Here is a 21,696-nt window from a genome sequence, read left to right on the forward strand (position 1 = left end):
CGATTGTGAGAAAGGGCACTGAGCGTTTAGGCGCCCGCGCACCGGGCATGCGCCAGCGCATGCGCAACGTGATCCCCTGGCGTCCAAATAATGGCGTCCCACTCAGTGATGCAACCCTTCGACTCCACTCTCGGCGTATCGACGTGCCGACTTACGACCGCACGACGTTGCAGCGCGGCGTCGTGCACATCGGCGCGGGCAACTTCCACCGTGCACACCAGGCCGTCTACTTCGACGACCTCGCCTGCTCGGGCATCTCCACGGACTGGGGTGTCACCGGCGTCAGCCTGCACTCCCCCGACGCCCGCGATCTGCTGTCGACTCAGGACGGGCTGTACACCGTCGTCGAGCGTGGCCACAACGACCCGACCGCGCGCGTGGTGGGCTCGATCGGCTCGATCCACTACGCCCCCAACGACGGCATGGCGGTCCGTGCCGCCCTGGCCGATCCGCAGACCCGGATCGTGAGCCTGACGATCACCAGCAACGGGTATTTCCTGGACCCGGTCACCCACGAGTTCGATGCCGACCACCCCGACGTGCGTGCCGACCTCCTCGCGACCGACACCTACGCGACCGCGTGGCCGTACCTGGTCGAGGCGCTCGATCACCGCCGCCGCGCCGGCGTCGCGCCATTCACCGTGCTCTGCTGCGACAACCTTCCGGACAACACCCCGGCGGCCCGCATCGCGCTGGTGTCCTTCGCCGCGCTGAAGGATCCCGGTCTGGCCAGCTGGATCGACGCCAATGTCGCGTTCCCGGCGACCATGGTCGACCGCATCACGCCGCGGACCTCGAAGTCCGAGCGCGAGTTCGTGGAACGCACCTTCGGCATCGCCGACAAGTGGCCGGTCGTCACCGAGCCGCACTCGCAGTGGATCATCGAGGACAGCTTCAGCAACGGCCGTCCGCCGCTGGACGAGGTCGGCGCGGAGTTCGTCACCGATGTCAGTGACCACAAGACGGTCAAGACCCGGCTGCTCAACGGGACCCACGTCGCGATGGCGTGCCTGGGCACGGTCGCCGGCTTCCAGCGCACCGACGAAGCCATGCGCGATCAGGTGTTCTTCGACTACATCGAGCAGCTGATGGCCGACGAGATTCAGCCGCTGCTGCCGCCGGTGCCCGGCATGAACAACGCCGAGTACCGGAACACGCTGTTGAGCCGACTCAGCAACCCGCAGATGAGCGACCAATTGTCTAGGTTGGCCCGCCGTGGATCGTCGAAGATCTCGTCGTTCATCCTGCCGTCGCTGCACGAGGCGATCGCTGCGGACCGGCCGCACAACCTGCTGATGCTGGCGATTGCCGGCTGGGCCCGCTACCTGCGGGGTTATGACCTCCAGGGCCGCAGCTACCAGATCGACGACCCCGAATCGGAATTACTCACTAAGTTGGCCAACATGGACAACGCCGACGCGGTGCTGCGTCACGACATGTTCGCCGAGCTGCGGGCGATTCCGGGCTTCACCGAACGCTTCAGCGAGCTGGTCGCCGATATCGACGAGTACGGCGTGATCACGACGCTGCGCCGGGCGCTGGACGACGACATACGGGAGCTGGTGTCGTGATGAACACGCAAGGACTGACGTTCGTGCGCGATTTCGATCCCGCACCGATCACCACGTTGTTGTGCGACGCGGATGACAACCTGTTCCCGTCGGAGGGACCGGCATTCGACGCCTCGGCCGATGTGACCAGTCGGTTCCTGGCCAGGTTCGGCGTGACCGCGCCGCTCAGCGGTGACGAGTTGCGAAAGAAAGCTGTCGGCAAGAACTTTCGCAGCACCGCGACGGATCTGGCCGCGCTGGCCGGTGTGCCGTTCGAGAAAGTCCTGGCCGAGGGACGTGCCGACGCACGGGTCGCGTCCGAAAGCGACCTGGCCGCGGGTCGGGCGCTGACCGCCGACGAGCTCGAGCAGTGGGTGCAGCAGGAGCGCGAGCAGGTCACCGCTCATCTGGCCGTTACGCTCCAGCCGGATCCACAGGTGCTCGAGCCGCTGCGAGACCTCGCGTCGCGGTATCTGCTGACCGCGGTCAGCTCCAGCGCCAGCGCACGGCTGAACGCGTCGTTCGCCGCGACGGGCCTCGATCCGCTCATCCCGGAGGCATTGCGGTTCAGCGCGGAGGACTCTCTCCCGGTGCCGACCAGCAAGCCCGACCCCGCCGTTTACCTTCACACCGGCCGGGTGATGAACGTCGAAGCCCATCAGGGTCTGGCCGTCGAAGATTCGGTGCCGGGTGTCACCTCGGCGGTCGCGGCCGGCTACCTCGCCGTCGGCAACGTCATGTTCGTCCCGGCGGACGAACAAGCAAGCCGCCGTGCGGAATTGATCGACGCGGGCGCGGTCGCGATCACCGACTCGTGGCGTGCGCTCGCCGACGTCCTGTTGTTGTCAGCGGTGACGGCTGCCGGTTCCTCTCTCACTTAGGCGTCGGCCAGCCACTGCCGCAGGCCACGCCTCGGCCGTAACCGCCGTACCGTCGAAGATGGTGCCGCGACCCTGGTGTCGAGACAGGCCGCGGCCCTGAGAGGAGATGGGCAATCGTGGTTGACGCCATAGATCTGAACAACCTAACGCTCGCCAAGCTGCCGATCGAGGCTCCGAATTACGATCGCAGCACTGTCACTGTCGGCATCGCGCATATCGGCGCCGGTCACTTCCACCGCGCACATCAGGCGATGTACATCGACCGGCTGTTGCAGGCCGGCCTGGCGCGGGAATGGGGCATCTGCGGGGTCGGCGTGATGCCGGCTGACTGGACGATGCGCGACGTCCTGACAGATCAGGATGGGCTCTACACGCTGATTCTGGAGAAACCGGACGGCGGCCGGGACGCGCAGGTGATCGGCTCGATCATCGACTACCGCTACGCTCCCGACGACCCGGAGTCCGCGCTGGAGGTGCTGGCCGCGCCGTCCACCCGGATCATCTCGCTGACGATCACCGAGGGTGGTTACCGTGACGCGGACGGTCCGGCGTTCGCATTGATCGTCGAGGCGCTGGACCGGCGTCGTCGCCGCGGGATCGCGGCACCGACGATCGTGTCGTGCGACAACATCGAGAACAACGGCGAGATCGCCGGACGGGCCGTGCTCGCGAACGCCGAAGGCCGCGATCCCGAACTGGCGGAGTGGGTGGGCGAGCACGTCGAGTTCCCGAATTCGATGGTCGACCGGATCACTCCGGCCACCACGCTGGAGATGGCCAAAGAAGTCCGGCGCGACTTCGGTGTCAACGACCGGTGGCCGGTGGTGGCCGAGCCGTTCACGGCCTGGGTGCTCGAAGACAAGTTCGCCGCTGGCAGGCCACCGCTGGAGCAGGCGGGCGTGCTGCTGGTCGACGATGTCGCCCCGTACGAGCTGATGAAGCTGCGACTGCTGAATGCGGGCCACCAGTGCCTGGCCTACTTCGCGCATCTGTGCGGGTTCCAGTTCGTCCACGAGGCGGCCAGTGATCGCGTGTTCGCCGAATTCCTGCTTGGCTATTTCGAATCCGAGGCCATCCCGACGCTGCCGCCGGTGCCCGGGATCGACCTGCACGAGTTCAGCCGCACTCTGATCGAGCGGTTCTCCAACCCCGGCGTGCGCGACACCGTGGCGCGGTTGTGTGCCTTCTCGTCGGATCGCATCCCCAAATGGCTGATCCCGGTGATCAGCGACAACCTGGCCAACGACGGGTCTGTCAAGTTCGCGGCGGCGGTGGTGGCGAGTTGGGCCCGCTATGCCGAGGGCACCGACGAATGGGGCGAGCCGTACGAGGTGGTGGACCAGCTCGCGGACTCGCTGATCCCGATCGCCCGCTCGCAGTATGAGAATCCCTGCGCATTCATCGAAATCGGTTCAGTGTTCGGCGATCTGGCTCACCAGCCGCGCTTCGTCCAGGCCTACAGCGCGGCGCTGGATTCCCTGCACAACAAAGGGGCTCGCGCGACCTTGGAGGAATTAGTGCAATGACTCGCGGGCTGGTGATCGGCGAAGCCCTGATCGACATCGTCGGCGACGACGAGCACGTCGGCGGCAGTCCGCTGAACGTCGCCGTCGGACTGGGCCGGCTGGGCCGCGACGTCGACTTCCTGACCCGCATCGGCGACGACGCTTATGGCCGGCGCATTGCCGACTACGCGAACGCGGCAGGCGTGCAACTTGTTTCGGGGAGCCAGACCGCCGAGCGGACGTCTACCGCTCGGGCAACCGTTGCCGAGAACGGTTCGGCTGTATACGAGTTCGATCTGGACTGGCAGCTGTCCGGGACACCGCCGGTGGCGCCGCCACTGCTCGTTCACACCGGATCGATTGCGGCAGTGCAAGAGCCGGGATGTCTGGCGGTCGCGGCGCTCGTCGATGCCTATCACCTTTCGGCCACGGTGAGTTTCGACCCCAACGTGCGGCCGTCGCTGATTGCCGACGGGCAACTGGCAAGGCAACGCATCGAGCATCTGGTCGAGCGCAGCGACATCGTGAAAGTCAGCGAGGAAGATCTGCACTGGCTCGACCCCGACCGATCGCCCGAGCAACTTGCGCGCGCCTGGCTGGCGCTGGGTCCCGCGTTGGTGGTGGTGACGCTGGCCGACCAGGGCGCGATGGCGGTCTGCGCTGCCGGCGAGGCAGGCGTGCCCACTCGCGCGGTTCGCGTGGTCGACACCGTCGGAGCCGGCGATTCGTTCATGGTCGGTCTGCTCGACGCACTGTGGGGCCTCGGCCTGCTGGGCGCCGGGCGGCGTGCCGAGCTCGCCGGGATCGGCATCGACGCGCTGACGGCGATACTCGAGGCGGGTAGCGCCACGGCGGCGCTCACCGTCGGCCGAGCGGGCGCTGACCTGCCGGATCGGGCCGCATTGGCCGCCGCGTCGCAGCGCCGTTAGGCGCATATCCGGCTAGCTGTATGGGCATACTGGCTTTATGCGTTCCATCTGGAAGGGCTCGATCTCTTTCGGGCTGGTCAACGTCCCGGTCAAGGTGTACAGCGCCACCGAAGACCACGACATCAAGTTTCACCAGGTACACGCCAAGGACAACGGCCGCATCCGGTACAAGCGGGTTTGCGAAGTGTGCGGTGAAGTCGTCGAGTACCGCGACATTGCCCGCGCCTACGATTCCGACGACGGCCAGTCAGTGATCATCACCGACGACGACATCGCGACGCTGCCCGAGGAGCGCAGCCGTGAGATCGAGGTGCTGGAATTCGTACCGGCCGCCGAACTCGACCCGCTGCTGTACGACCGCAGCTACTTTCTCGAGCCGGATGGAAAGTCCACCAAATCCTATGTGCTGCTTGCCAAGACGCTGGCCGACACCGATCGGGTGGCCATCGTGCATTTTGCGTTACGCAATAAGACCCGGCTTGCGGCGTTGCGGGTGAAGGACTTCAGCAAGCGCGACGTCATGGTGATCCACACGCTGCTGTGGCCCGACGAGATCCGCGATCCCGACTTTCCGGTGCTGGATAAGAAGGTCGACGTCAAACCGGCGGAGCTCAAGATGGCCGGACAGGTGGTCGACTCGATGGCCGACGACTTCAATCCGGACCGCTACCACGACGACTACCAGGACCAGCTCCGGGAATTGGTCGAGGCCAAACTCGAAGGCGGAGAGGCGTTTACCTCCGAGGAGCAGCCGAAAGAACTGGATGAGACCGAAGATGTCTCGGATCTGTTGGCCAAGTTGGAGGCCAGCGTGAAAGCGCGCTCCAGCGACGGCAAGGAACCGGCCAAAAAGTCAAGTGCCGCAAAGGCACCCGCCAAGAAGACTCCCGCGAAAAACGCGGCTGCGAAAAAGTCACCGGCGAAAAAGACCGCCGCCAAGAAGGCACCGGCCAAGGCAGCGTCCAAGTCCTAACCGGCTTGCGCCGGCTACCCGCTGGGTTGCTGGCCAGGTGGCGGTGTCTGGGTCGGCTGCCGAGGACCCATCATTCCCTCAGGTCCCATCATTTTGCCCTGTTGCATCATTCCGGGCATTTGCATCATTCCCCCGGGCCCCATCATGTCGCCGGACTCCATCATCGGGCAGGTGCCGTTGCGGCCGTCGCCGCCACCCCGGTGCCAGCCACCGTGGAAATCTGAGAACGATCCGAATCTCAGTCCCGAAAAGAAGATGATCGCGGCGACAAATACGATGCCGGCGACGATGACAACCCACGCCGCCGCTTGGTAGAGGCGGCCTCCCGCGCCGGGTCCGTCGTCTTTCCAGGATTTAGCAGTCGTCGGCGCAGCCGCAGGTTCAGAAGCTTCGGTCATAGTCCAGACGTTGGCAGAAACATAACCCGCAAGGTAGAGCCGATCGGCCCTAAGAACGCAATTCGCACCAGTTCACCTGCGTCAACAGGGGTCCGCGACTATCGTTTAGCGCAGCGTGGCCAAACCGGGGGGCCGCCTTCTCAGAAGTGCTCGACATGATTCACATCCGAACAGCGCTGGCTGTATTCGCGATCGCGGTGTCCGCCGCATCATTCAATCTGAGCAGCGCAGCGCCGGCGGCGGTCGCCGACCCGATATGCGGTGGGCCCGCAGGCCCACCGTGCGCCGGTCCGAGTCCACTGACACCTGAGCAGCAGTGCGCGTTCACCGCCTGGCGGACCATGATGCCCTGCAACTGGCTGGGCCAACAGGTACCCCAGGGCACCCCGGGAAGCTGGGGCTAGGACCGCTCAGTCGATGTGCGCCGGCGGGTCGGCCAAACCGGGCTTGGGTAGACGATCCCGCAGCACCGCGGCGTCGCGCGGGTAGCTCGATGCCAGAGCGCGACTGACCCGAAGCGCCGCTGGCAGTTCGGCGGCAATCGCCGACCCACTCCGCCGGTCACTATGCTTGACGTTCCCGCAGCGGTATGAAATCGCCGATCACGACGAGGCGCCGCGCGGTGGCCTGCGTTTCCGTTCGGTATGCGGCGCAGGCCCGTTCGAGCAATGCCTCCGACGACGCTGCCCGAAGAGCGCAGCCGTGAGATCGAAGTCCTGGAATTCGTCCCGGCCGCCGAACTCGACCCATTGCTGTACGACCGCAGCTACTTTCTCGAACCTGATGTCAGGTCCACCAAATCCTATGTGCTGCTGGCCAAGACGCTAGCCGACACCGATCGGGTGGCCATCGTGCATTTCGCGCTGCGCAACAAGACCCGGCTTGCGGCGTTGCGGGTCAAGGACTTCAGCAAGCGCGACGTCATGGTGATCCACACGCTGCTGTGGCCCGACGAGATCCGCGATCCCGACTTTCCGTTGCCGGACAAGAAGGTCGACGTCAAACCGGCGGAGCTCAAGATGGCCGGCCAGGTCGTCGACTCGATGGCCGACGACTTCAACCCCGATCGCGACCACGACGACTACCAAGACCAGCTGCGGGAATTGGTGGAAGCTAAACTCGAAGGCGGAGAGGCGTTTACATCCGAGGAGCAGCCGAAAGAACTGGATGAGACCGAAGACGTCTCGGACCTGTTGGCCAAATTGGAGGCCAGCGTGAAGCACGCTCCAGCGACAGCGGGGCAGCGGCGAAGTCCTGACTCGACCCCGATTAAAAATTGGGGGAAAGCGCACGAATCCAGCTGATCGCGGCTTACGCTGCGGAAGCCGCTGGTGGCAGCACCATCGTCCGGGAAGGGCTGGTGAGGAAAATAGCGAGGAACTTTGACGAACCCACCGGTGAGCCGGATACTGCTCATCTGCCTCCGCTGCGACAGCACTACATCAAAGATGTCAGAACGCTGTTGCCAGCTTTAGAGGAACGGCTTCGCGCCGAAGGCGCGTCGGAAGAGCAAATTGCGCGAGAGATGAACGCTCTGCGACGCAGGCTTGGCGAAGAGTACAAAGAGCGCACGCCGAAGGAGCTGAGACATATCATATTTGCTCGGAATATCGAGAAGTACGGTGATCCCCTCGGCCCGTCTTTCCAGCAACTTAGGGATCAAGGTAAGACATACGCACAGATCATCGAAGGTGCGAAGCGACCCGGTGGCGATGACCTCGGTTTGGGAACGAAAAAATGAACGTAATACGTCTTCTGTCGCATGACAAGTGGTACGAGATGGCAGATTATGATACGTCGGCGCACACGATCGTTAATATCTATCGCCCCGACGGTGAGATCTCCGAAATTCCACGATCGGGCATCTATGGAACGCTCGGCAACGATAGACTCATCATCCACGCAAGTGGCGTCGGCGAAATAGAGATTGGCTTCGAGAACGACGCGGAATTCGATCTCCGCTCCGCGGAACTGGAGTGGAAGCGATACGACTCAGGCCAGGCATCTTTCTGGCTGCGGCATGACAATTACGAGCACCGGGTCAACTACGAAGTCCCCAATATCCAAGACGAATGGGATACCTACGGCGCCGAGCTTGAAGACTACGATTTCGGCCTGTGGGCAATGAACATTAAGCATTCGGACGAGCGTCAGAGCATTCTGCTCGACCGTTGGAGACAATCGCTCTACGAATACTAGCTACTCGCTTCGCTCGGACCTTAGGCTGCGAAGTTCGCTGGCCAGATTGCTCCGAGCTGCGACCTCCCAGCGCAGCTCACCAAGCGGTGTGCGAAAGAGCGTGGGTGCGGCGAGCAGAGCTTCTAAGATGGCCGCACGGCCCCGACGGAATTCGACATCGGTGACATGCGCGTACTCGGAGCGGACTGCTTTCGTATACGCACGGTATCGCTCGGGAGTCGCCCCGAGGATCGCCAGGTCGCTATCACAGAGCGTTTCTCCGTTGCGGTCGCCGTCGCCTGGGTTGTGGCCCGCGGTCAGCCGAATCAAGCGCACGACCTCGCAGACCGACGTCGATTCCAGCCCTAGCGCGCTTAGCTCACTCTCGGCACGCCTCGCGCTCTCCTCTTCATCGTCGTGCCGACCGTTGTAGACAGCGTCGTGATACCACGCAGCCAACCGAACGAGGTCTGCGTCCGCGGCATTCTCGGCAAGCTCGTCGACGTTGGCGAGCACATCGCGCAAATGGTGGACGTTGTGGTACTTCCGGTGCGGCTGACTCCAGTCGCTTATGAGGGATTGGCCCACATCTGTGACGTCCGTTGCGGGGGTGAGCCGTGCAAACAGCGCGCGCCACGCATCGATCAAGTCCGCCATAGTCTTTCGGATTTCGACTCAGTCGATGTGGGTCGGCGGTTCGGCCAAACCGGGATCGCCGGGGTGCTGGTCGGGACCCAGCACGTCGCAGTGTTTCTCCGGCGCCAGGAAAGAACTCGCGCCGCTGTAGATCAGGTGCGGAACTGCCACGCAGCGTTGCCATGTGCCGTCGGGTTGGACAGGCCCATCGCACTTACTGAGGACGGGTCCCCCGTATTGGCAGCCGGCGCTGGCCGGCGGCGCCGAGGCGAGCAACTCCGCGGCGATCAGCATGGCGACGAACCCTCCGACGATGCAGCGCGACATGGTTTGACGCTACTGCCTTTGAGGCCTAGAACGGAGGCGGTTCGTCGTCGGACCCAGCGCGCGCATAGGTGTGGGCACGTAGTCGGACCAATCTGTCGTTGCGATTGAGGTTGCGCTCGGCGGTTATCCGCTGCGATCGCTGCTGCGCTCGCGTGCGTCGACGGGTCGGCATCATCGCGGTCCGATCGCCACAGCGGTCATCGGCGGTCGGCGAAGGCGAGCGTGATTCCCCGGTGGGCACCGTCAGCGCGGGGAACAGGATGGCGCTGCCGGGACTGGTGACATAGGTCAGCCCCGACGGCAGCGTCCATATCACTGTGCCGTCGGCCAGCTGCCTGTCGCGCCAGCCCCAGAAAGTCTTGAGCAGATGGTGTTTTCGACACAAGCACTTGAGATTCGACGGATGAGTGGCGCCGCCGTCAGCGTGAGGAACGGTGTGGTCGATGTCGCAGTGCATCGCGGGCTGGTCACAACCAGGAGCTCGGCACGTCAGGTCGCGACTCCGCACAAAGTCGGCCAACGCGGTTGAGGGCGTGTACCGCGGCTCAGCCGCCACTGGAACCGTCAACGGTTGCAGCGTAGCCGATTTGGCCAATTCGGCGACTACTTCGGACGGGATCAACTCGTCGGCGCCAGCCATGAATCCGGGTGTGGCTCCGGTGCCGTCGACGCTGGCCTGCTCGGCAACAATATGAATCACCACATTGCGATTGCGCATGCGTCCGCGGGTCTCGATGCAGGCCGAATCGCCACAGGTGCACATCATCCGGGCGTCACCCGCGACCAGGGCGGCCAGCGCGTCTGCCCGTCGCTGCGTCTTCGTTCGCGGATCGGCCTCGCACACCGTGCCCGCCAACTCGTCCAGTCGGCGGTCCAATGCGACGGCAGTGCTGGCGAATACGTTGCCGTACACCTCGGAGATGCCCGACATCGACACTGACACATTGAGATAGCGGTCTTTGACTTCTTTGTTGGTGCGGCGAATCGCGTCTCGATCGACCCGCAGCACGATGGCGTCGACCCGCATCGCCAGCCTGCCGCGAGTCAGCGAAGGCCAGCGCGGTGCCCGCAGCGCCAGTTGTGCGTCGACAGCCGCGAGCGCGTTCTCGTCGGTGATCAGCGCGGTGCGGTGAGCGATCACGTTGAACATCGCGTAGTTGATGTCGCCGGCCGCCAGACACGCCCCGACCTTGGGTAGACGATCCCGCAGTATCTCGGCATCGCGCATGTAGCTCGATGCCAGCGCGCGGCTGATCCGAAGCGCCGCTGCCAGTTCGGCGGAAATCGCATCCCACGGGTCGGCGACCCACTCCTCCCGGTCACCATGCTGGCGTTCGCGCAACCGCATGAAGTCGCCGACCGCGACGAGACGCCGCGCCGTGGCCTGCGCTTCCGTTCGGGCTGCGTCGCGGGCCTGTTCGAGCAATGCAGCCGACTCGCTCGTCATCGGCTGCTCCACTGAATCGAACATACATTCGATTATACTGCCGACCCCGACAACACGACTCCAGACGCGGATCACGAAACTAGAACGCGTTTCAGAAATGGGGTTCCCCGGCCGTCTGCGAGTTGTTACGGTGACGCCCGTGATCCTGGACAAATTCCGACTCGACGACCAAGTCGCCGTCGTCACCGGAGGCGGGCGTGGTCTCGGCGCCGCCATCGCGCTGGCGTTCGCGGACGTCGGCGCCGATGTCGTCATCGCCTCCCGCACGCAATCCGAACTAGAGGCCGTTGCTGAAAAGGTCCGTGCCGCAGGACGTCGCGCCCACATCGTCATGGCCGACCTGGCGCAGCCCGAGGCCACGGCTGAGCTCGCCGGCCAGGCCGTCGAGGCGTTCGGGCGGCTGGACATCGTCGTCAACAACGTCGGCGGCACCATGCCCAACTCCCTGCTGACCACGTCGACCAAGGACCTCAAAGCGGCGTTCACGTTCAACGTCGCCACCGCCCATGCGCTGACCACCGCCGCCGTGCCGCTGATGCTGGAGCACTCCGGCGGCGGCAACATCATCAACATCACCTCGACGATGGGACGGGTCGCCGGCCGCGGGTTCGCCGCCTACGGCACCGCCAAGGCCGCGCTCGCGCACTACACCCGACTGGCTGCACTGGACCTGTGCCCGCGGATTCGGGTCAACGCCATCGCGCCGGGCTCGATCGCCACGTCGGCACTCGACATCGTCGCCTCGAACGACGAGTTTCGCGTGCCGATGGAGAAAGTGACACCAATGCGCCGACTCGGTCAGCCTGACGAAATCGCAGCTGCTGCCGTGTATTTGGCGTCGCCCGCGGGTGCCTACCTGACCGGCAAGGTGATCGAAGTCGACGGCGGCATCACCTTTCCCAACCTCGACCTACCGATTCCGGACCTGTGAGCATCCGGGTCGCCCAGATCGGCACCGGCAATGTCGGTGTCCATGCGCTGCGGGCACTGATCACCAACCCGGACTACGAGCTGACCGGGGTGTGGGTGTCGTCGGACGCCAAAGTCGGCAAAGACGCCGGAGAGCTTGCCGGCCTTGACGTCTCGACGGGCATAAAGGCGTCCACCGATCTCGGCGCGGTGCTGGCCACCGGTCCGCAGTGCGCGGTGTACACCGCGATGGCCGACAACCGGCTGCCCGATGCGCTCGAGGATTACCGTCGGATCCTGGCCGCGGGCGTCAACGTCGTCGGCAGTAGCGCCGTCTTTTTGCAGTACCCCTGGAACGTGCTGCCCGACAACATGCTGACACCGATCGAAGATGCTGCCCGAGAAGGTAATTCGAGCCTGTTCGTCAACGGCATCGACCCCGGGTTCGCCAACGATCTCATCCCGCTGGCTCTGGCCGGTACCTGCCAGAGCATCCAGCAGATCCGCTGTATGGAGATCGTCGATTACGCCACCTACGACAGCGCCACCGTCATGTTCGACGTGATGGGGTTCGGCAAGCCGCTCGACGAGATCCCGATGCTGCTGCAACCGGGCGTGCTGAGCCTGGCCTGGGGGTCGGTGGTGCGTCAGCTCGCCGCCGGACTCGGCCTCGAACTCGACACGGTCGAAGAGATGTACGTGCGCGAACCGGCGCCCGAGGACTTCGACATCGCCTCGGGTCATATTCCGAAAGGCAGCGCCGCGGCCCTGCGGTTCGAGGTGCTCGGTCTGGTCGCCGGCGATCCCGTCGTCATCCTGGAGCACGTCACCCGGTTGCGAGCCGATCTCCGCCCGGACTGGCCGCAGCCGGCACAACCCGGCGGCTCCTACCGGATCGAGATCACCGGCGAGCCGTCCTACGGCATCGACGTATGCCTGGGCAGCCCCAACGGCGACCACAATCACGCCGGTCTGGTGGCGACGGCGATGCGCGTGGTCAACGCGATCCCCGCGGTGGTAGCCGCTCCCGCCGGCATCCGAACCACGCTGGATCTCCCGCTGATCACCGGCCGCGGGCTGTATTCGGTGGAGTGAAGGTTTCGGCTAACCTAACTTTCTTATTCGTGCACGGAAAGTGAGTTAGGTGGCCCAGGACACCCGCGCCCCGGTCAAGGCGGGCTGGTATCTGCTCGGACCCGCGTTCGTCGCCGCGATCGCCTATGTCGACCCGGGCAATGTGGCCGCGAATGTCAGCGCGGGAGCACAATTCGGCTTCTCGCTGTTGTGGGTCATCGTCATCGCGAACGTAATGGCGGGTCTGGTGCAATACCTCTCGGCCAAGCTCGGGCTGGTGACCGGACGCACGCTGCCGGAAGCAATCGGAGCGCAGCTCGGTCGCCCCGCGCGGCTGGTCTACTGGGCGCAGGCCGAGATCGTCGCGATGGCCACCGACGTGGCCGAAGTGATCGGCGGGGCCATAGCCCTGCACATCCTGTTCCACCTGCCGCTGCTGCTCGGCGGCGTGATCACCGGCGCGGTGTCGCTGTTGCTGCTGCAGATCCAGGACCGACGGGGCCAGCAACTGTTCGAGCGTGTCATCACCGGACTGCTCTTGGTCATCGCGATCGGTTTCACCGCAAGCTTCTTCGTGGCGACACCACCGCCGGGGGACGTGGTCGGCGGCCTGATTCCGCAGTTCCACGGAAAGGAGAGCGTGCTGCTGGCGGCCGCCATTTTGGGCGCGACGGTCATGCCGCACGCGGTGTACCTGCATTCCGGGTTGGCGCTGGACCGCCACGGCCATCCCGATCCCGGCCCGCAACGACACCGGCTGCTGCGCATCACCCGGCTGGACGTGGTGCTGGCGATGGTCGTCGCGGGTGGGGTCAATGCGGCGATGCTGCTGGTCGCAGCGCTGAATATGCAAGGACGCGGCGTCAGTTCCATCGAGGTCGCCTACCACGCCGTGCACGACACGCTGAGCCCGGTGATCGCGGTGTTCTTCGCCGTCGGACTGTTGGCGTCGGGGCTGGCGTCGTCTTCTGTCGGCGCCTACGCCGGCGCGATGATCATGCAGGGATTGATCTACCGGTCGATACCGATGGTGGTGCGACGGCTGGTGACGCTGGCGCCCGCGCTGGTGATTCTGGCTCTGGGATTTAATCCGACGCGCACGTTAGTGCTGTCGCAAGTCGCGTTGTCGTTCGGCATCCCGTTCGCGTTGCTGCCGCTGGTACGCCTGACCAGTGATCGAGCGCTGATGGGGGTCGACACCAATCACCGCGTCACGACCGGCGTCGGCTGGTTGATCGGCGTGCTGATCAGCCTGCTCAACGTGGCGCTGATCAGCCTCACGCTCACCGGCAGGGGTTCGACGTAGAACCGCGAGTCCCGTTGTCCCGCTGCGGTTATCGCGGCCGATCCAGCTCGAGGAGTTCGTCGAGCAGCGCATCCATCTGGCTTATCGACGGCATCGCCCCGCCGCGTTCGCGATAGGCATTGCGGACACTGACCAGCAGTCGCAACTCACGCTCGATGGTGTCGCGATCTCGCGTGTCGTCGTAGCCCGCGTCGATCATCGATCAATCCTGCCACCGATCCCGGCGGTGCCGGCACGGCGACGCACGGATTTAACCTCGCGGTCACTGCGGGCTCAGATCGCCGTCGTCGCACACCGACCCGGATATTTCGCTCGGCTAACATCGAACGCGTGACGCACCGGCGCCGTCATTCCTATTTCGCGTATGGGTCCAACCTGTGCGTGCGGCAGATGGCGGCACGCTGTCCCGATGCTTCCGATCCGCGACGGGCAGTCCTCGCCGACCATGATTGGCTGATCAACCAGCGCGGCGTGGCCACCGTCGAGCCGTTCGACGGAACGCAGGTGCACGGCGTCGTCTGGCAGATCTCCGACCACGATCTGGCCACCCTGGACAGCGCCGAGGGCGTGCCGGAGCGTTACCGCCGCAACCGGCTGACCGTGCAAACCGAAGGCGGGCCCTGGGACGCCTGGGTCTATATCGACCACCGGGTCAATCCCGGCCCGCCGCGGCCCGGCTACCTGGAGCGCATCATCGACGGCGCCCAGCATCATGGTTTGCCGCAGCGCTGGATCGATTTCCTGCGCCGCTGGGATCCGGCCCGCTGGCCCCGGCCCCGCTCGCGTCCCACGACGCCTGCGCCGCAATCACTTTCCGAGCTGCTGTCCGACAGCGGGGTGGTCGAGACCAGCCTGCTGCGGTCGCGGTTCGGTTTTCTGGCGATCCACGGCGGGGGCCTGGAAGAAATGACCGACGTGATCGCCGAACGGGCCGCCGACAAAGCCGGCGCGTCGGTGTATTCGATCCGGCACCCCGACCGCTATCCGCACCACCTGTCGTCGGCGCAGTTCCGCCGCACTGAGTCGGCACGGCTGGACGAGTTCCTCGGCCACGTCGACGTCGCGGTGTCGCTGCACGGCTACGGGCGGATCGGGCGCGCCACCCAGCTGCTGGCCGGGGGCGGAAACCGCACGCTGGCCGCCCACCTGGCCGATCACCTCGACCTGCCGGGATACCGCGTCGTCACCGACCTCGACGAGATTCCCGTCGAGCTGCGCGGACTGCATCCGCAGAACCCGGTCAACCAGACCCGCTGCGGTGGAACGCAATTGGAGTTGCCCACCCGCGTTCGCGGCATCAGCCCACGCAGTCCCCTCCCCGGCGACGACGGGTTGTCGCCAATCACCTCGGCTCTGGTGCAGGGTCTTGCGGACGCCGCCCGCACCTGGAAATTGCAGTCCCCCTAACGACACGATCGGAGGTGGCCGGTGGCCACACAAGGTTTTCGCTTCGCGGTGGGTATCCACTCCGCCAAGTCGAGTGCGGAACTGCGCGACAAGGCAAAACGGTTGGAGGACATCGGTTTCGACGTTCTGCATCTGCCGGACCACCTCGGCGCGCCGGCACCGTTTCCGGTGCTGACGGCGATCGGGGCGGCGACGTCCACGGTGCGACTGGGGACCTATGTCCTCAACGCCGGGTTCTACAAGCCCGCGTTGCTGGCGCGCGATGCCGGCGAACTCGACAAGCTCAGCGACGGCCGTCTCGACCTCGGCCTCGGCGCGGGCTATGTGCGTGAGGAGTTCGAGGCCGCCGAGCTGCCCTACCCGACCGCGCGGCAGCGCGTCGACTACCTCGAGCACATGACCACCTACCTCAAGAAGCACCTGCCGAATGTTCCGATCCTGATCGCGGGCAACGGAAATCGACTGCTGACGATCGCCGCGCAGCACGCCGACATCATCGGGTTGACGGGTGCCGGCAACGCTGAGGTGGCCGACCCGCTGGCCGAGCGCATCGACTTCGTTCGCAACGCCGCCGGCGACCGGTTCGACAGTCTGGAACTGAACCTGGGGATCAACGCGGTGCCCTCGGACAGCTCCGGCAAGCCCGATCTCAGACTCGCCCGCAGGTTCGTCAAGCTCTCCGACGAAGAGTTGCTCGCGCTGCCCACCGTGCTCAGCGGATCGCCGCGCGACATCGCCGACACACTGAGCGGCTACCGGGACACCTACGGGCTGACGTCGTTCACCTTCCAGGAAAACCATGTCGACACGATCGCGAAAGTGATCGCAGAACTGCGTTGAGCGCCGCATTCCGTATGGTGGTTTGATGCGCTACAACCCGCCCCCCAACTGGCCGAAGCCGCCAAAAGGATGGGTGCCGCACCCGGACTGGTCGCCGGATCCGGCCTGGCCGCCGCCACCCCCGGGCTGGCGGTTGTGGATCGATGACGAGACCCCGGACGAGCAGCCGCCGAAACCAGCGCTGGGGCGGCTCAAGCAAGCCGGCGACGACGGCGAGTATTTCGGCGACGAAATGGCCTGGGCCGACGACGCCGGGCCCGCGCCGGCCGAAGAGGAATTGGACGGCGCCGCGCCGCCGGAGTCGACGGAGGTCGCGCCCGAAGACCTGTCCGTGCATCACCTCGGGCGCAGCGCCACGATCAAATGGGACGACGAGCGCAGCTACGACATTGGCAAGATTGTCGCCATCGCCGCCGATGCGACAGCGGTCAACGTGAAACTCGCCGGCATCGAGGCGCCGGTGTCGTTCCCGCGGGAGCCCGCACCCGACGGCCCCGGCAATCCGCGAATCTTCGTCTGGATCTGAGACCCGCACTCGCTCAACGCGGCCGAGCGGCTAGGTTTAACGATGTTTTCAGCCCTCGTAGCTCAGGGGATAGAGCACGGCTCTCCTAAAGCCGGTGTCGCAGGTTCGAATCCTGCCGGGGGCACGTCAGAGGCCATTTTTCGGTTAAGGATTCCTAGACCGGTGAACCCAAGAAAATAGTTACGCTGCGTAGCGTATTGTTTCGCGCCAGGGGGGTCTACAGAGGAGCCCAGCTTGACCCGCAAACCTAAAGACGCAACATGGATCGGGCCCTGGGAAGACGGCCGACGACTTTTCGACGGGCAGCGCTGGACAGTCGAGCACACGACCCACAACGGACGGTCTTACCCCATCACCGTCGCTGTCATCGGCAAGCAAGACCTTGACGGGCGCATCCAAAGGCGGATTGCTGTTGACATCCCTGGTGACCCGATCACGACAGCTGAGGCTTGTCAGGTAGTTGAGGCGCTGACCGCGGCCATTGCGACGGCAGACACCGATCCGATACTGCAGGACAGGTCGCGGACATCCGCCCCGCCCGCATCGGGCCGTCCCGAAGAGTGGGACCCCCCGATCACTTATTCAGATGTCGGCTGAGGCGCAGCCCGCCGACCGTTGGCCGAGCCGGGGCACTCACGTCGTGACGTAGCCGCCGCGCAGGCTGCCGTCGAGGTAGGCAGCCCGGCACGCGGCGTGGCCGACTTTGCCGCTGGAGGTCCGCGGGATCGCGCCGGCCGGCACCAGGATGACGTCACGCGCGGTCACGCCGTGACGCACCGCGATCGCGGCGCGAATGTCGTCGACGATCGAACCGATGTCGGACTTGTGCGCGCCGGGGGTGCGCTCGCCGACGATCACGAGTTGCTCCGACGAGTCCTCCGGGTCGACGTCGAACACCTGCGACGGCAGCTGATTGGCCGGCACGGAGAAGGCAGCCACATAGCCGGCACGCAGTGCACTACTGGCTTCCTGCGCTGTGTACTCGAGGTCTTGTGGATAGTGATTGCGGCCGTCGATGATCACCATGTCCTTGACCCGGCCGGTGACGTACAACTCGCCGCCGAAGTAGGCGCCGTAATCGCCGGTACGCATCCATCGGCCGTCGTCTGGCACACCCTCGGTGTGCGACGGTGTCGCGCGTGACGTGAGGGTGTTGCCGAAGGTCTCTTCGGAGTCGCGGTCGCGGCCCCAATAGCCCGCGCCGATGTTGTTGCCGTGGAGCCAGATCTCGCCGACGTGGCCGTCGGGTTGCTCTGCAGCGGTGGCGGAATCGACGATGGCGGCCCACTGGTCGATCGCGACGACTCCGCTCGACACCTGCGCCACAGCCGTGGGCGCGGCGTCGGCGACGATCTGGAACCGCCCGCGGCCCAGCTCGTCGCGGTCCACGTAAATCGTGGTGGCCGTGCGCTTCATGTCGGTGGTGGAGACGAACAGCGTCGCCTCCGCCATGCCGTAGGACGGCTTGATGGCAGTCGCCGGAAGGCCGTACGGGGCGAACGCCTCATTGAACTTGCGCATCGACGCGGTGGAAACCGGCTCACTGCCGTTGAGCAAGGCGAACACGTTGCTCAAATCGAGTTCTGGCTCACCGTCTTTCGGCAGGCCCCGTAACGCGGCGTGCTCGAAGGCGAAGTTCGGCGCCGCCGAGAAGGTCGGGCCGTCGTCGTCGGGCTGAACCGCCAACTCCCGTATCCATCGGCTGGGGCGGCGCACAAAGGCGGTCGGGCTCATGATCGTGATGCAGTGTCCGACGACCGACGGAACCATGGCGGTGACCAGGCCCATGTCGTGAAACAGCGGCAGCCACATGACGCCGCGTTGGCCCTCTTCGACCTGTAGCGAGGTGATGAGCTGCGCCAGGTTGGTGGCCACCGCCCGGTGGGTGATCTTCACTCCGGCCGGGGCGCGGGTGGATCCGGAGGTGTACTGCAGGTAGGCGATGTCGTCCGGGTCCGCCACTATCGGCTCCCAGGTTTCGGCGACCTCATCGGGAATGGCGTCGACGGCAATGACACGGGGCCGCTCGTTGGCCGGGCGGTCTTGGCGAAAGAATTTGCGGACCCCGTCCGCGGAGTCGGCGGTGGTCAGGATGACGGACGGCGCGCAGTCGCCCAGCACCGAGTGCAGCCGGCCGGTGTGCCCTGGTTCTGCGGGGTCGAACAACGGCACCGCAATAGCCCCGGCGTACAGCGCGCCGTAGAACGCCACCATGTAGTCCAGGCCCTGTGGAGCGAGGATTGCGACGCGGTCGCCCGGTTTGGTGACCTGCTGCAGTCGCGCACCGACGGCGCGGTTGCGCGCACTGAACCGCGACCAGGCCAGGTCCTTGTAGACGCCGTCGCGCTCGGTCGAGAAATCGAGGTAGCGGTAGGCCAACCGATCCCCGCGCATCTTGGCCCACCGCTCGACATGACGGACAAGGCTGCTGTTGTCGGGAAAAGAGATCCGCCCAGTCTTCTGGTCGATGAACGGGCTGGGGACGGGCATGGCAACTCTTCTGTCTCGGTGTGGAGCTGATAAAGCCGATCTTTACGCGCCGACAACCCAAAGCTCACAGACCACACCGACGACTGAGCGAATTCGATTGACCACCGGCAGCGTACGCCAGCCGCGTGGGCCTCATTGTGCTGCGCCGCGTCGGCCGAGCCGAGATCGGCTTTCGGTCAAAGCGGTCTCGATCTCGGCCCAGGTTTGTTCGACGATCCGCGACGCCGGTTGCAGATCGACGATGCGGGAGGACACCTGACCGGTATTGGCGACGCTGGCTTCCATGTCACCGTCGAAGTACAGGTCGGTGATCCGGCCGAGCAGCTGTACTTCGGAGTCGGCCGCTGCGACGCGGGCCGCGAGACCGGTTCGCAGCACCCGCATCGTCGGGTTGCCGGGAAGATCCAGCATGACGGTGCCGTCATCGCCGGCGGCCATGATGGCGTCCTTGAAGTTGTGATGGACGGCGGCCTCATGGCTGGCCAGCATTCGGGTGCCCATCTGCACACCCTCGGCGCCCAGCACCACGGCGGCCGCCGCGGAGCGGGCGTCGCAGATCCCGCCCGCCGCGATGATCGGAAGGTCGACACGATCGGCCACCAGCGGAAGCAGCACCAGCGTGGATGCACCGAGGGCGGATTTGAACCCGCCGCCTTCCACTCCCTCGACCACCAGCGCGTCGACGCCCGCGTCCACGGCTTTCATCGCGCCCTTCAGCGATCCGATTACGTGCACGACGGTCATCCCGGCGTCGTGCAGCCGTTTCGTGAACAGTGCCGGGTCACCGGCGGAGGTGAACACGTGGCGAACCTCGGCGGCGGCCAACTCGTCGACGATCGACGGATCACGTTTCCAGCCCTGAATCATCAGGTTGGCCGCGACCGGGCGGGCCGTGAGTTCACGGACCCGGCGCAGGTCGGCGCGACCCTCGGGCGTCAGGGTCTCGATCATGCCCAGGCCGCCGCCCTCGGAGACTGCGGCGGCCAATTCAGCCCTGGCGATATAGGTCATCGGCGCCTGAACTACGGGGTACTGGACGCCCAGGAGTGCTTGAATGCGGTTGGTCACGCCCTGATTCTCTGCCAGGCCACCGTCGGAGCATGGGATGATGCGCCACATGCTCGACCGTTTGATCCTTCTGGTGGCAGCCACCGCCACCGCCGCCGTGATTGCGCCCGCCCCGGCCGGCGCGGATCCGCAGTGCCAGCCCGGACCCTGTACGCACGGCTCGAGTAGCCAAGCGGCCCATGGCCCGTCGTATCAGGACGGCTATAAGGCCGAGCACGACTATTTCTCGAACCCGCAAAATCATGCGTACCTCGCGGACGAGATGAAGCATGGCTACGACGCCGGACTCGCCTGCCAGGTGGAAGTCGGCGGCGGCCCTGCGCCCGCGAACATGAACGACTGGCTGGCCGGCTGCGTCGATGCCTTGCACGATTTGGGTTTCAAGCCTTGACCTTTCGCGGTCAGGTGCTCATCACCGCCGCGGAGTTGTCCCGCCTGGTCGCGGCCGGCGATCCGGTGACGATCCTCGATGTGCGCTGGCGGCTCGATGAGCCCGACGGCCGGGCAACCTATCTGGAGGGCCACTTGCCCGGCGCGGTGTATGTCTCGCTCGAAGACGAGCTCAGCGATAACTCCGTCACGGCCCGCGGCCGCCATCCGCTGCCGTCGGGCGGAAATCTCGAAACCGCCGCGCGCCGTTGGGGCGTCCGGCAGGGCGTGCCGACCGTCGTCTACGACGACTGGAACCGCGCGGGCTCGGCGCGGGCCTGGTGGGTCTTGACCGCAGCCGGGATCAGCGACGTCCGCATTCTGGACGGTGGCCTGTCCGCGTGGCGGTCTGCCGGCGGCGGGGTGGACTCCGGCCCGGTGACGCCCACCCCCGGCGATGCGACCGTGCTGCACGACGACCTGTACGCCGGCGCGCTGCCGACGCTGACTGCGGAGGAGGTCGGTGACGTCGCGCTGCTCGACGCCCGCGCCCCGGAACGCTTCCGCGGCGACGTCGAGCCGATCGATCCGGTCGCCGGGCACATCCCCGGTGCGAAGAACCTGCCGAGCGGCCGCGTGCTCGCCGACGACGGGACGTTCCTGGCCGACGACGCGCTCGCGCGACTGGTGCCCGACCACGACGGCCGACTCGGCGCGTACTGCGGTTCCGGCGTGACAGCCAGCATCACGGTCGCGGCGCTCGCCACGCTCGGTTACCAAGCAGCGCTCTTCCCCGGCTCCTGGTCGCAATGGAGTTCCGACCCCGCGCGGGCTGTCGCGCGCGGAAACGATTAGTCCGGATTTCCCGACAAAGGTTTGTCAT

At 65.6% G+C, this 21,696-nt stretch carries 25 protein-coding genes, 1 tRNA gene and 1 pseudogene; 19 read left to right on the forward strand and 8 right to left on the reverse strand.

Annotated elements, in window-relative coordinates:
- The first annotated feature begins 59 nt into the window (after window positions 1-59).
- The 5 genes from G6N27_RS11495 to ku (G6N27_RS11515) all read left to right on the forward strand — a co-directional run bounded on the left by G6N27_RS11495 (window position 60) and on the right by ku (G6N27_RS11515) (window position 5,838).
- A complete protein-coding gene (locus tag G6N27_RS11495) occupies window positions 60-1,571 on the forward strand; it encodes a mannitol dehydrogenase family protein (protein WP_163776444.1) in 1,512 nt (503 codons plus the stop codon).
- The gene (locus G6N27_RS11500; protein WP_163776445.1) at window positions 1,571-2,431 is read left to right on the forward strand and encodes an HAD family hydrolase; all 861 of its coding nucleotides are present in this window, start codon (window positions 1,571-1,573) and stop codon (window positions 2,429-2,431) included. Before G6N27_RS11495 ends, G6N27_RS11500 begins: the two co-directional genes overlap by 1 nt.
- 128 nt (window positions 2,432-2,559) lie before the next feature.
- Window positions 2,560-3,957, forward strand: a complete 1,398-nt coding sequence (locus tag G6N27_RS11505) for a mannitol dehydrogenase family protein (protein ID WP_456320144.1) — start codon at window positions 2,560-2,562, stop codon at window positions 3,955-3,957.
- Complete coding sequence (locus tag G6N27_RS11510; RefSeq protein ID WP_163776446.1) at window positions 3,954-4,865, forward strand: carbohydrate kinase family protein; 912 nt, start codon at window positions 3,954-3,956, stop codon at window positions 4,863-4,865. The genes G6N27_RS11505 and G6N27_RS11510 overlap by 4 nt, the downstream gene beginning before the upstream one ends.
- A gap of 37 nt (window positions 4,866-4,902) precedes the next feature.
- Window positions 4,903-5,838 carry a non-homologous end joining protein Ku gene (ku, locus tag G6N27_RS11515; protein ID WP_163776447.1) on the forward strand — a complete coding sequence of 312 codons (936 nt, stop codon included), beginning with the start codon at window positions 4,903-4,905 and terminating at the stop codon, window positions 5,836-5,838.
- Between the two features lie 14 nt (window positions 5,839-5,852).
- Here the strand turns inward: ku (G6N27_RS11515) and G6N27_RS11520 are convergent, their stop codons facing one another.
- Window positions 5,853-6,236 carry a hypothetical protein gene (locus tag G6N27_RS11520; RefSeq protein WP_163776448.1) on the reverse strand — a complete coding sequence of 128 codons (384 nt, stop codon included), beginning with the start codon at window positions 6,234-6,236 and terminating at the stop codon, window positions 5,853-5,855.
- Between the two features lie 155 nt (window positions 6,237-6,391).
- On the opposite strand from G6N27_RS11520, the gene G6N27_RS11525 reads away from it, so the two are divergent.
- Window positions 6,392-6,640, forward strand: coding sequence for a hypothetical protein (locus G6N27_RS11525; RefSeq protein WP_163776449.1), 249 nt, complete (start codon window positions 6,392-6,394; stop codon window positions 6,638-6,640).
- A 6-nt stretch (window positions 6,641-6,646) separates the two neighbouring features.
- Here the strand turns inward: G6N27_RS11525 and G6N27_RS25685 are convergent, their stop codons facing one another.
- Window positions 6,647-6,832, reverse strand: a complete 186-nt coding sequence (locus G6N27_RS25685; RefSeq protein ID WP_163781679.1) for a DUF222 domain-containing protein — start codon at window positions 6,830-6,832, stop codon at window positions 6,647-6,649.
- Window positions 6,833-6,916: 84 nt separating this feature from the next.
- On the opposite strand from G6N27_RS25685, the pseudogene ku (G6N27_RS11535) reads away from it, so the two are divergent.
- The 3 genes and pseudogenes from ku (G6N27_RS11535) to G6N27_RS11545 form a co-directional block, all read left to right on the forward strand.
- A pseudogene (ku, locus tag G6N27_RS11535) lies at window positions 6,917-7,540 on the forward strand (non-homologous end joining protein Ku); the annotation flags it as partial.
- Window positions 7,513-7,977, forward strand: a complete 465-nt coding sequence (locus tag G6N27_RS11540) for a hypothetical protein (protein ID WP_163776450.1) — start codon at window positions 7,513-7,515, stop codon at window positions 7,975-7,977. The pseudogene ku (G6N27_RS11535) and the gene G6N27_RS11540, both read left to right, overlap by 28 nt.
- A gap of 38 nt (window positions 7,978-8,015) precedes the next feature.
- Window positions 8,016-8,435, forward strand: a complete 420-nt coding sequence (locus tag G6N27_RS11545; RefSeq protein ID WP_163776451.1) for a hypothetical protein — start codon at window positions 8,016-8,018, stop codon at window positions 8,433-8,435.
- Here the strand turns inward: G6N27_RS11545 and G6N27_RS11550 are convergent, their stop codons facing one another.
- From G6N27_RS11550 to G6N27_RS11560, 3 genes are read right to left on the reverse strand one after another with little or no spacing between them, the layout of a single operon-like run.
- Window positions 8,436-9,071: an HD domain-containing protein gene (locus tag G6N27_RS11550; protein ID WP_163776452.1), complete on the reverse strand. Its 636-nt coding sequence runs from the start codon at window positions 9,069-9,071 to the stop codon at window positions 8,436-8,438. It abuts the gene before it with no gap.
- Between the two features lie 18 nt (window positions 9,072-9,089).
- Entirely contained in the window at window positions 9,090-9,377 is a 288-nt protein-coding gene (locus G6N27_RS11555; protein ID WP_163776453.1) for a CDGP domain-containing protein, read from the reverse strand.
- Between the two features lie 25 nt (window positions 9,378-9,402).
- Window positions 9,403-10,848 carry an HNH endonuclease signature motif containing protein gene (locus tag G6N27_RS11560; protein ID WP_163781681.1) on the reverse strand — a complete coding sequence of 482 codons (1,446 nt, stop codon included), beginning with the start codon at window positions 10,846-10,848 and terminating at the stop codon, window positions 9,403-9,405.
- A gap of 115 nt (window positions 10,849-10,963) precedes the next feature.
- Between G6N27_RS11560 and G6N27_RS11565 the strand changes: the two genes are divergently transcribed.
- From G6N27_RS11565 to G6N27_RS11575, 3 genes are read left to right on the forward strand one after another with little or no spacing between them, the layout of a single operon-like run.
- Window positions 10,964-11,755, forward strand: a complete 792-nt coding sequence (locus G6N27_RS11565; RefSeq protein WP_163776454.1) for an SDR family oxidoreductase — start codon at window positions 10,964-10,966, stop codon at window positions 11,753-11,755.
- A complete protein-coding gene (locus G6N27_RS11570; protein ID WP_163776455.1) occupies window positions 11,752-12,828 on the forward strand; it encodes an NAD(P)H-dependent amine dehydrogenase family protein in 1,077 nt (358 codons plus the stop codon). Before G6N27_RS11565 ends, G6N27_RS11570 begins: the two co-directional genes overlap by 4 nt.
- A gap of 49 nt (window positions 12,829-12,877) precedes the next feature.
- Window positions 12,878-14,113, forward strand: a complete 1,236-nt coding sequence (locus tag G6N27_RS11575; protein WP_163776456.1) for an Nramp family divalent metal transporter — start codon at window positions 12,878-12,880, stop codon at window positions 14,111-14,113.
- Between the two features lie 28 nt (window positions 14,114-14,141).
- Here G6N27_RS11575 and G6N27_RS11580 read toward each other — a convergent pair whose 3' ends face one another.
- Window positions 14,142-14,312, reverse strand: coding sequence for a hypothetical protein (locus G6N27_RS11580; RefSeq protein ID WP_163776457.1), 171 nt, complete (start codon window positions 14,310-14,312; stop codon window positions 14,142-14,144).
- Between the two features lie 191 nt (window positions 14,313-14,503).
- Here G6N27_RS11580 and G6N27_RS11585 point away from each other — a divergent pair, with 191 nt between their 5' ends.
- From G6N27_RS11585 to G6N27_RS11605, 5 genes are all read left to right on the forward strand, one after another.
- Complete coding sequence (locus tag G6N27_RS11585) at window positions 14,504-15,520, forward strand: poly-gamma-glutamate hydrolase family protein (protein ID WP_163781683.1); 1,017 nt, start codon at window positions 14,504-14,506, stop codon at window positions 15,518-15,520.
- 21 nt (window positions 15,521-15,541) lie between these two features.
- Window positions 15,542-16,360, forward strand: coding sequence for an LLM class F420-dependent oxidoreductase (locus G6N27_RS11590; protein ID WP_163776458.1), 819 nt, complete (start codon window positions 15,542-15,544; stop codon window positions 16,358-16,360).
- Window positions 16,361-16,385: 25 nt separating this feature from the next.
- On the forward strand, window positions 16,386-16,886 hold the full coding sequence (locus G6N27_RS25275) for a DUF4139 domain-containing protein (RefSeq protein WP_232064967.1): 501 nt from the start codon (window positions 16,386-16,388) through the stop codon (window positions 16,884-16,886).
- 51 nt (window positions 16,887-16,937) lie between these two features.
- Window positions 16,938-17,010: transfer RNA gene (locus G6N27_RS11600), tRNA-Arg, on the forward strand.
- 110 nt (window positions 17,011-17,120) lie between these two features.
- A complete protein-coding gene (locus tag G6N27_RS11605) occupies window positions 17,121-17,483 on the forward strand; it encodes a hypothetical protein (protein ID WP_163776459.1) in 363 nt (120 codons plus the stop codon).
- A 36-nt stretch (window positions 17,484-17,519) separates the two neighbouring features.
- On the opposite strand, the gene fadD32 is transcribed toward G6N27_RS11605, so the two are convergent.
- Both fadD32 and G6N27_RS11615 read right to left on the reverse strand, forming a co-directional pair.
- Window positions 17,520-19,376 (reverse strand): long-chain-fatty-acid--AMP ligase FadD32, encoded by a 1,857-nt coding sequence (gene fadD32 / locus G6N27_RS11610; RefSeq protein ID WP_163776460.1) that lies wholly within the window; start codon window positions 19,374-19,376, stop codon window positions 17,520-17,522.
- A 132-nt stretch (window positions 19,377-19,508) separates the two neighbouring features.
- Window positions 19,509-20,444 (reverse strand): NAD(P)H-dependent flavin oxidoreductase, encoded by a 936-nt coding sequence (locus G6N27_RS11615; RefSeq protein WP_163776461.1) that lies wholly within the window; start codon window positions 20,442-20,444, stop codon window positions 19,509-19,511.
- A gap of 49 nt (window positions 20,445-20,493) precedes the next feature.
- Here G6N27_RS11615 and G6N27_RS11620 point away from each other — a divergent pair, with 49 nt between their 5' ends.
- Complete coding sequence (locus G6N27_RS11620) at window positions 20,494-20,835, forward strand: hypothetical protein (RefSeq protein ID WP_163776462.1); 342 nt, start codon at window positions 20,494-20,496, stop codon at window positions 20,833-20,835.
- Window positions 20,832-21,668: a sulfurtransferase gene (locus tag G6N27_RS11625; RefSeq protein WP_163776463.1), complete on the forward strand. Its 837-nt coding sequence runs from the start codon at window positions 20,832-20,834 to the stop codon at window positions 21,666-21,668. The genes G6N27_RS11620 and G6N27_RS11625 overlap by 4 nt, the downstream gene beginning before the upstream one ends.
- The last annotated feature ends 28 nt before the right edge of the window (window positions 21,669-21,696 follow it).

The organism is Mycobacterium cookii, from assembly GCF_010727945.1.
Lineage (GTDB): Bacteria > Actinomycetota > Actinomycetes > Mycobacteriales > Mycobacteriaceae > Mycobacterium > Mycobacterium cookii.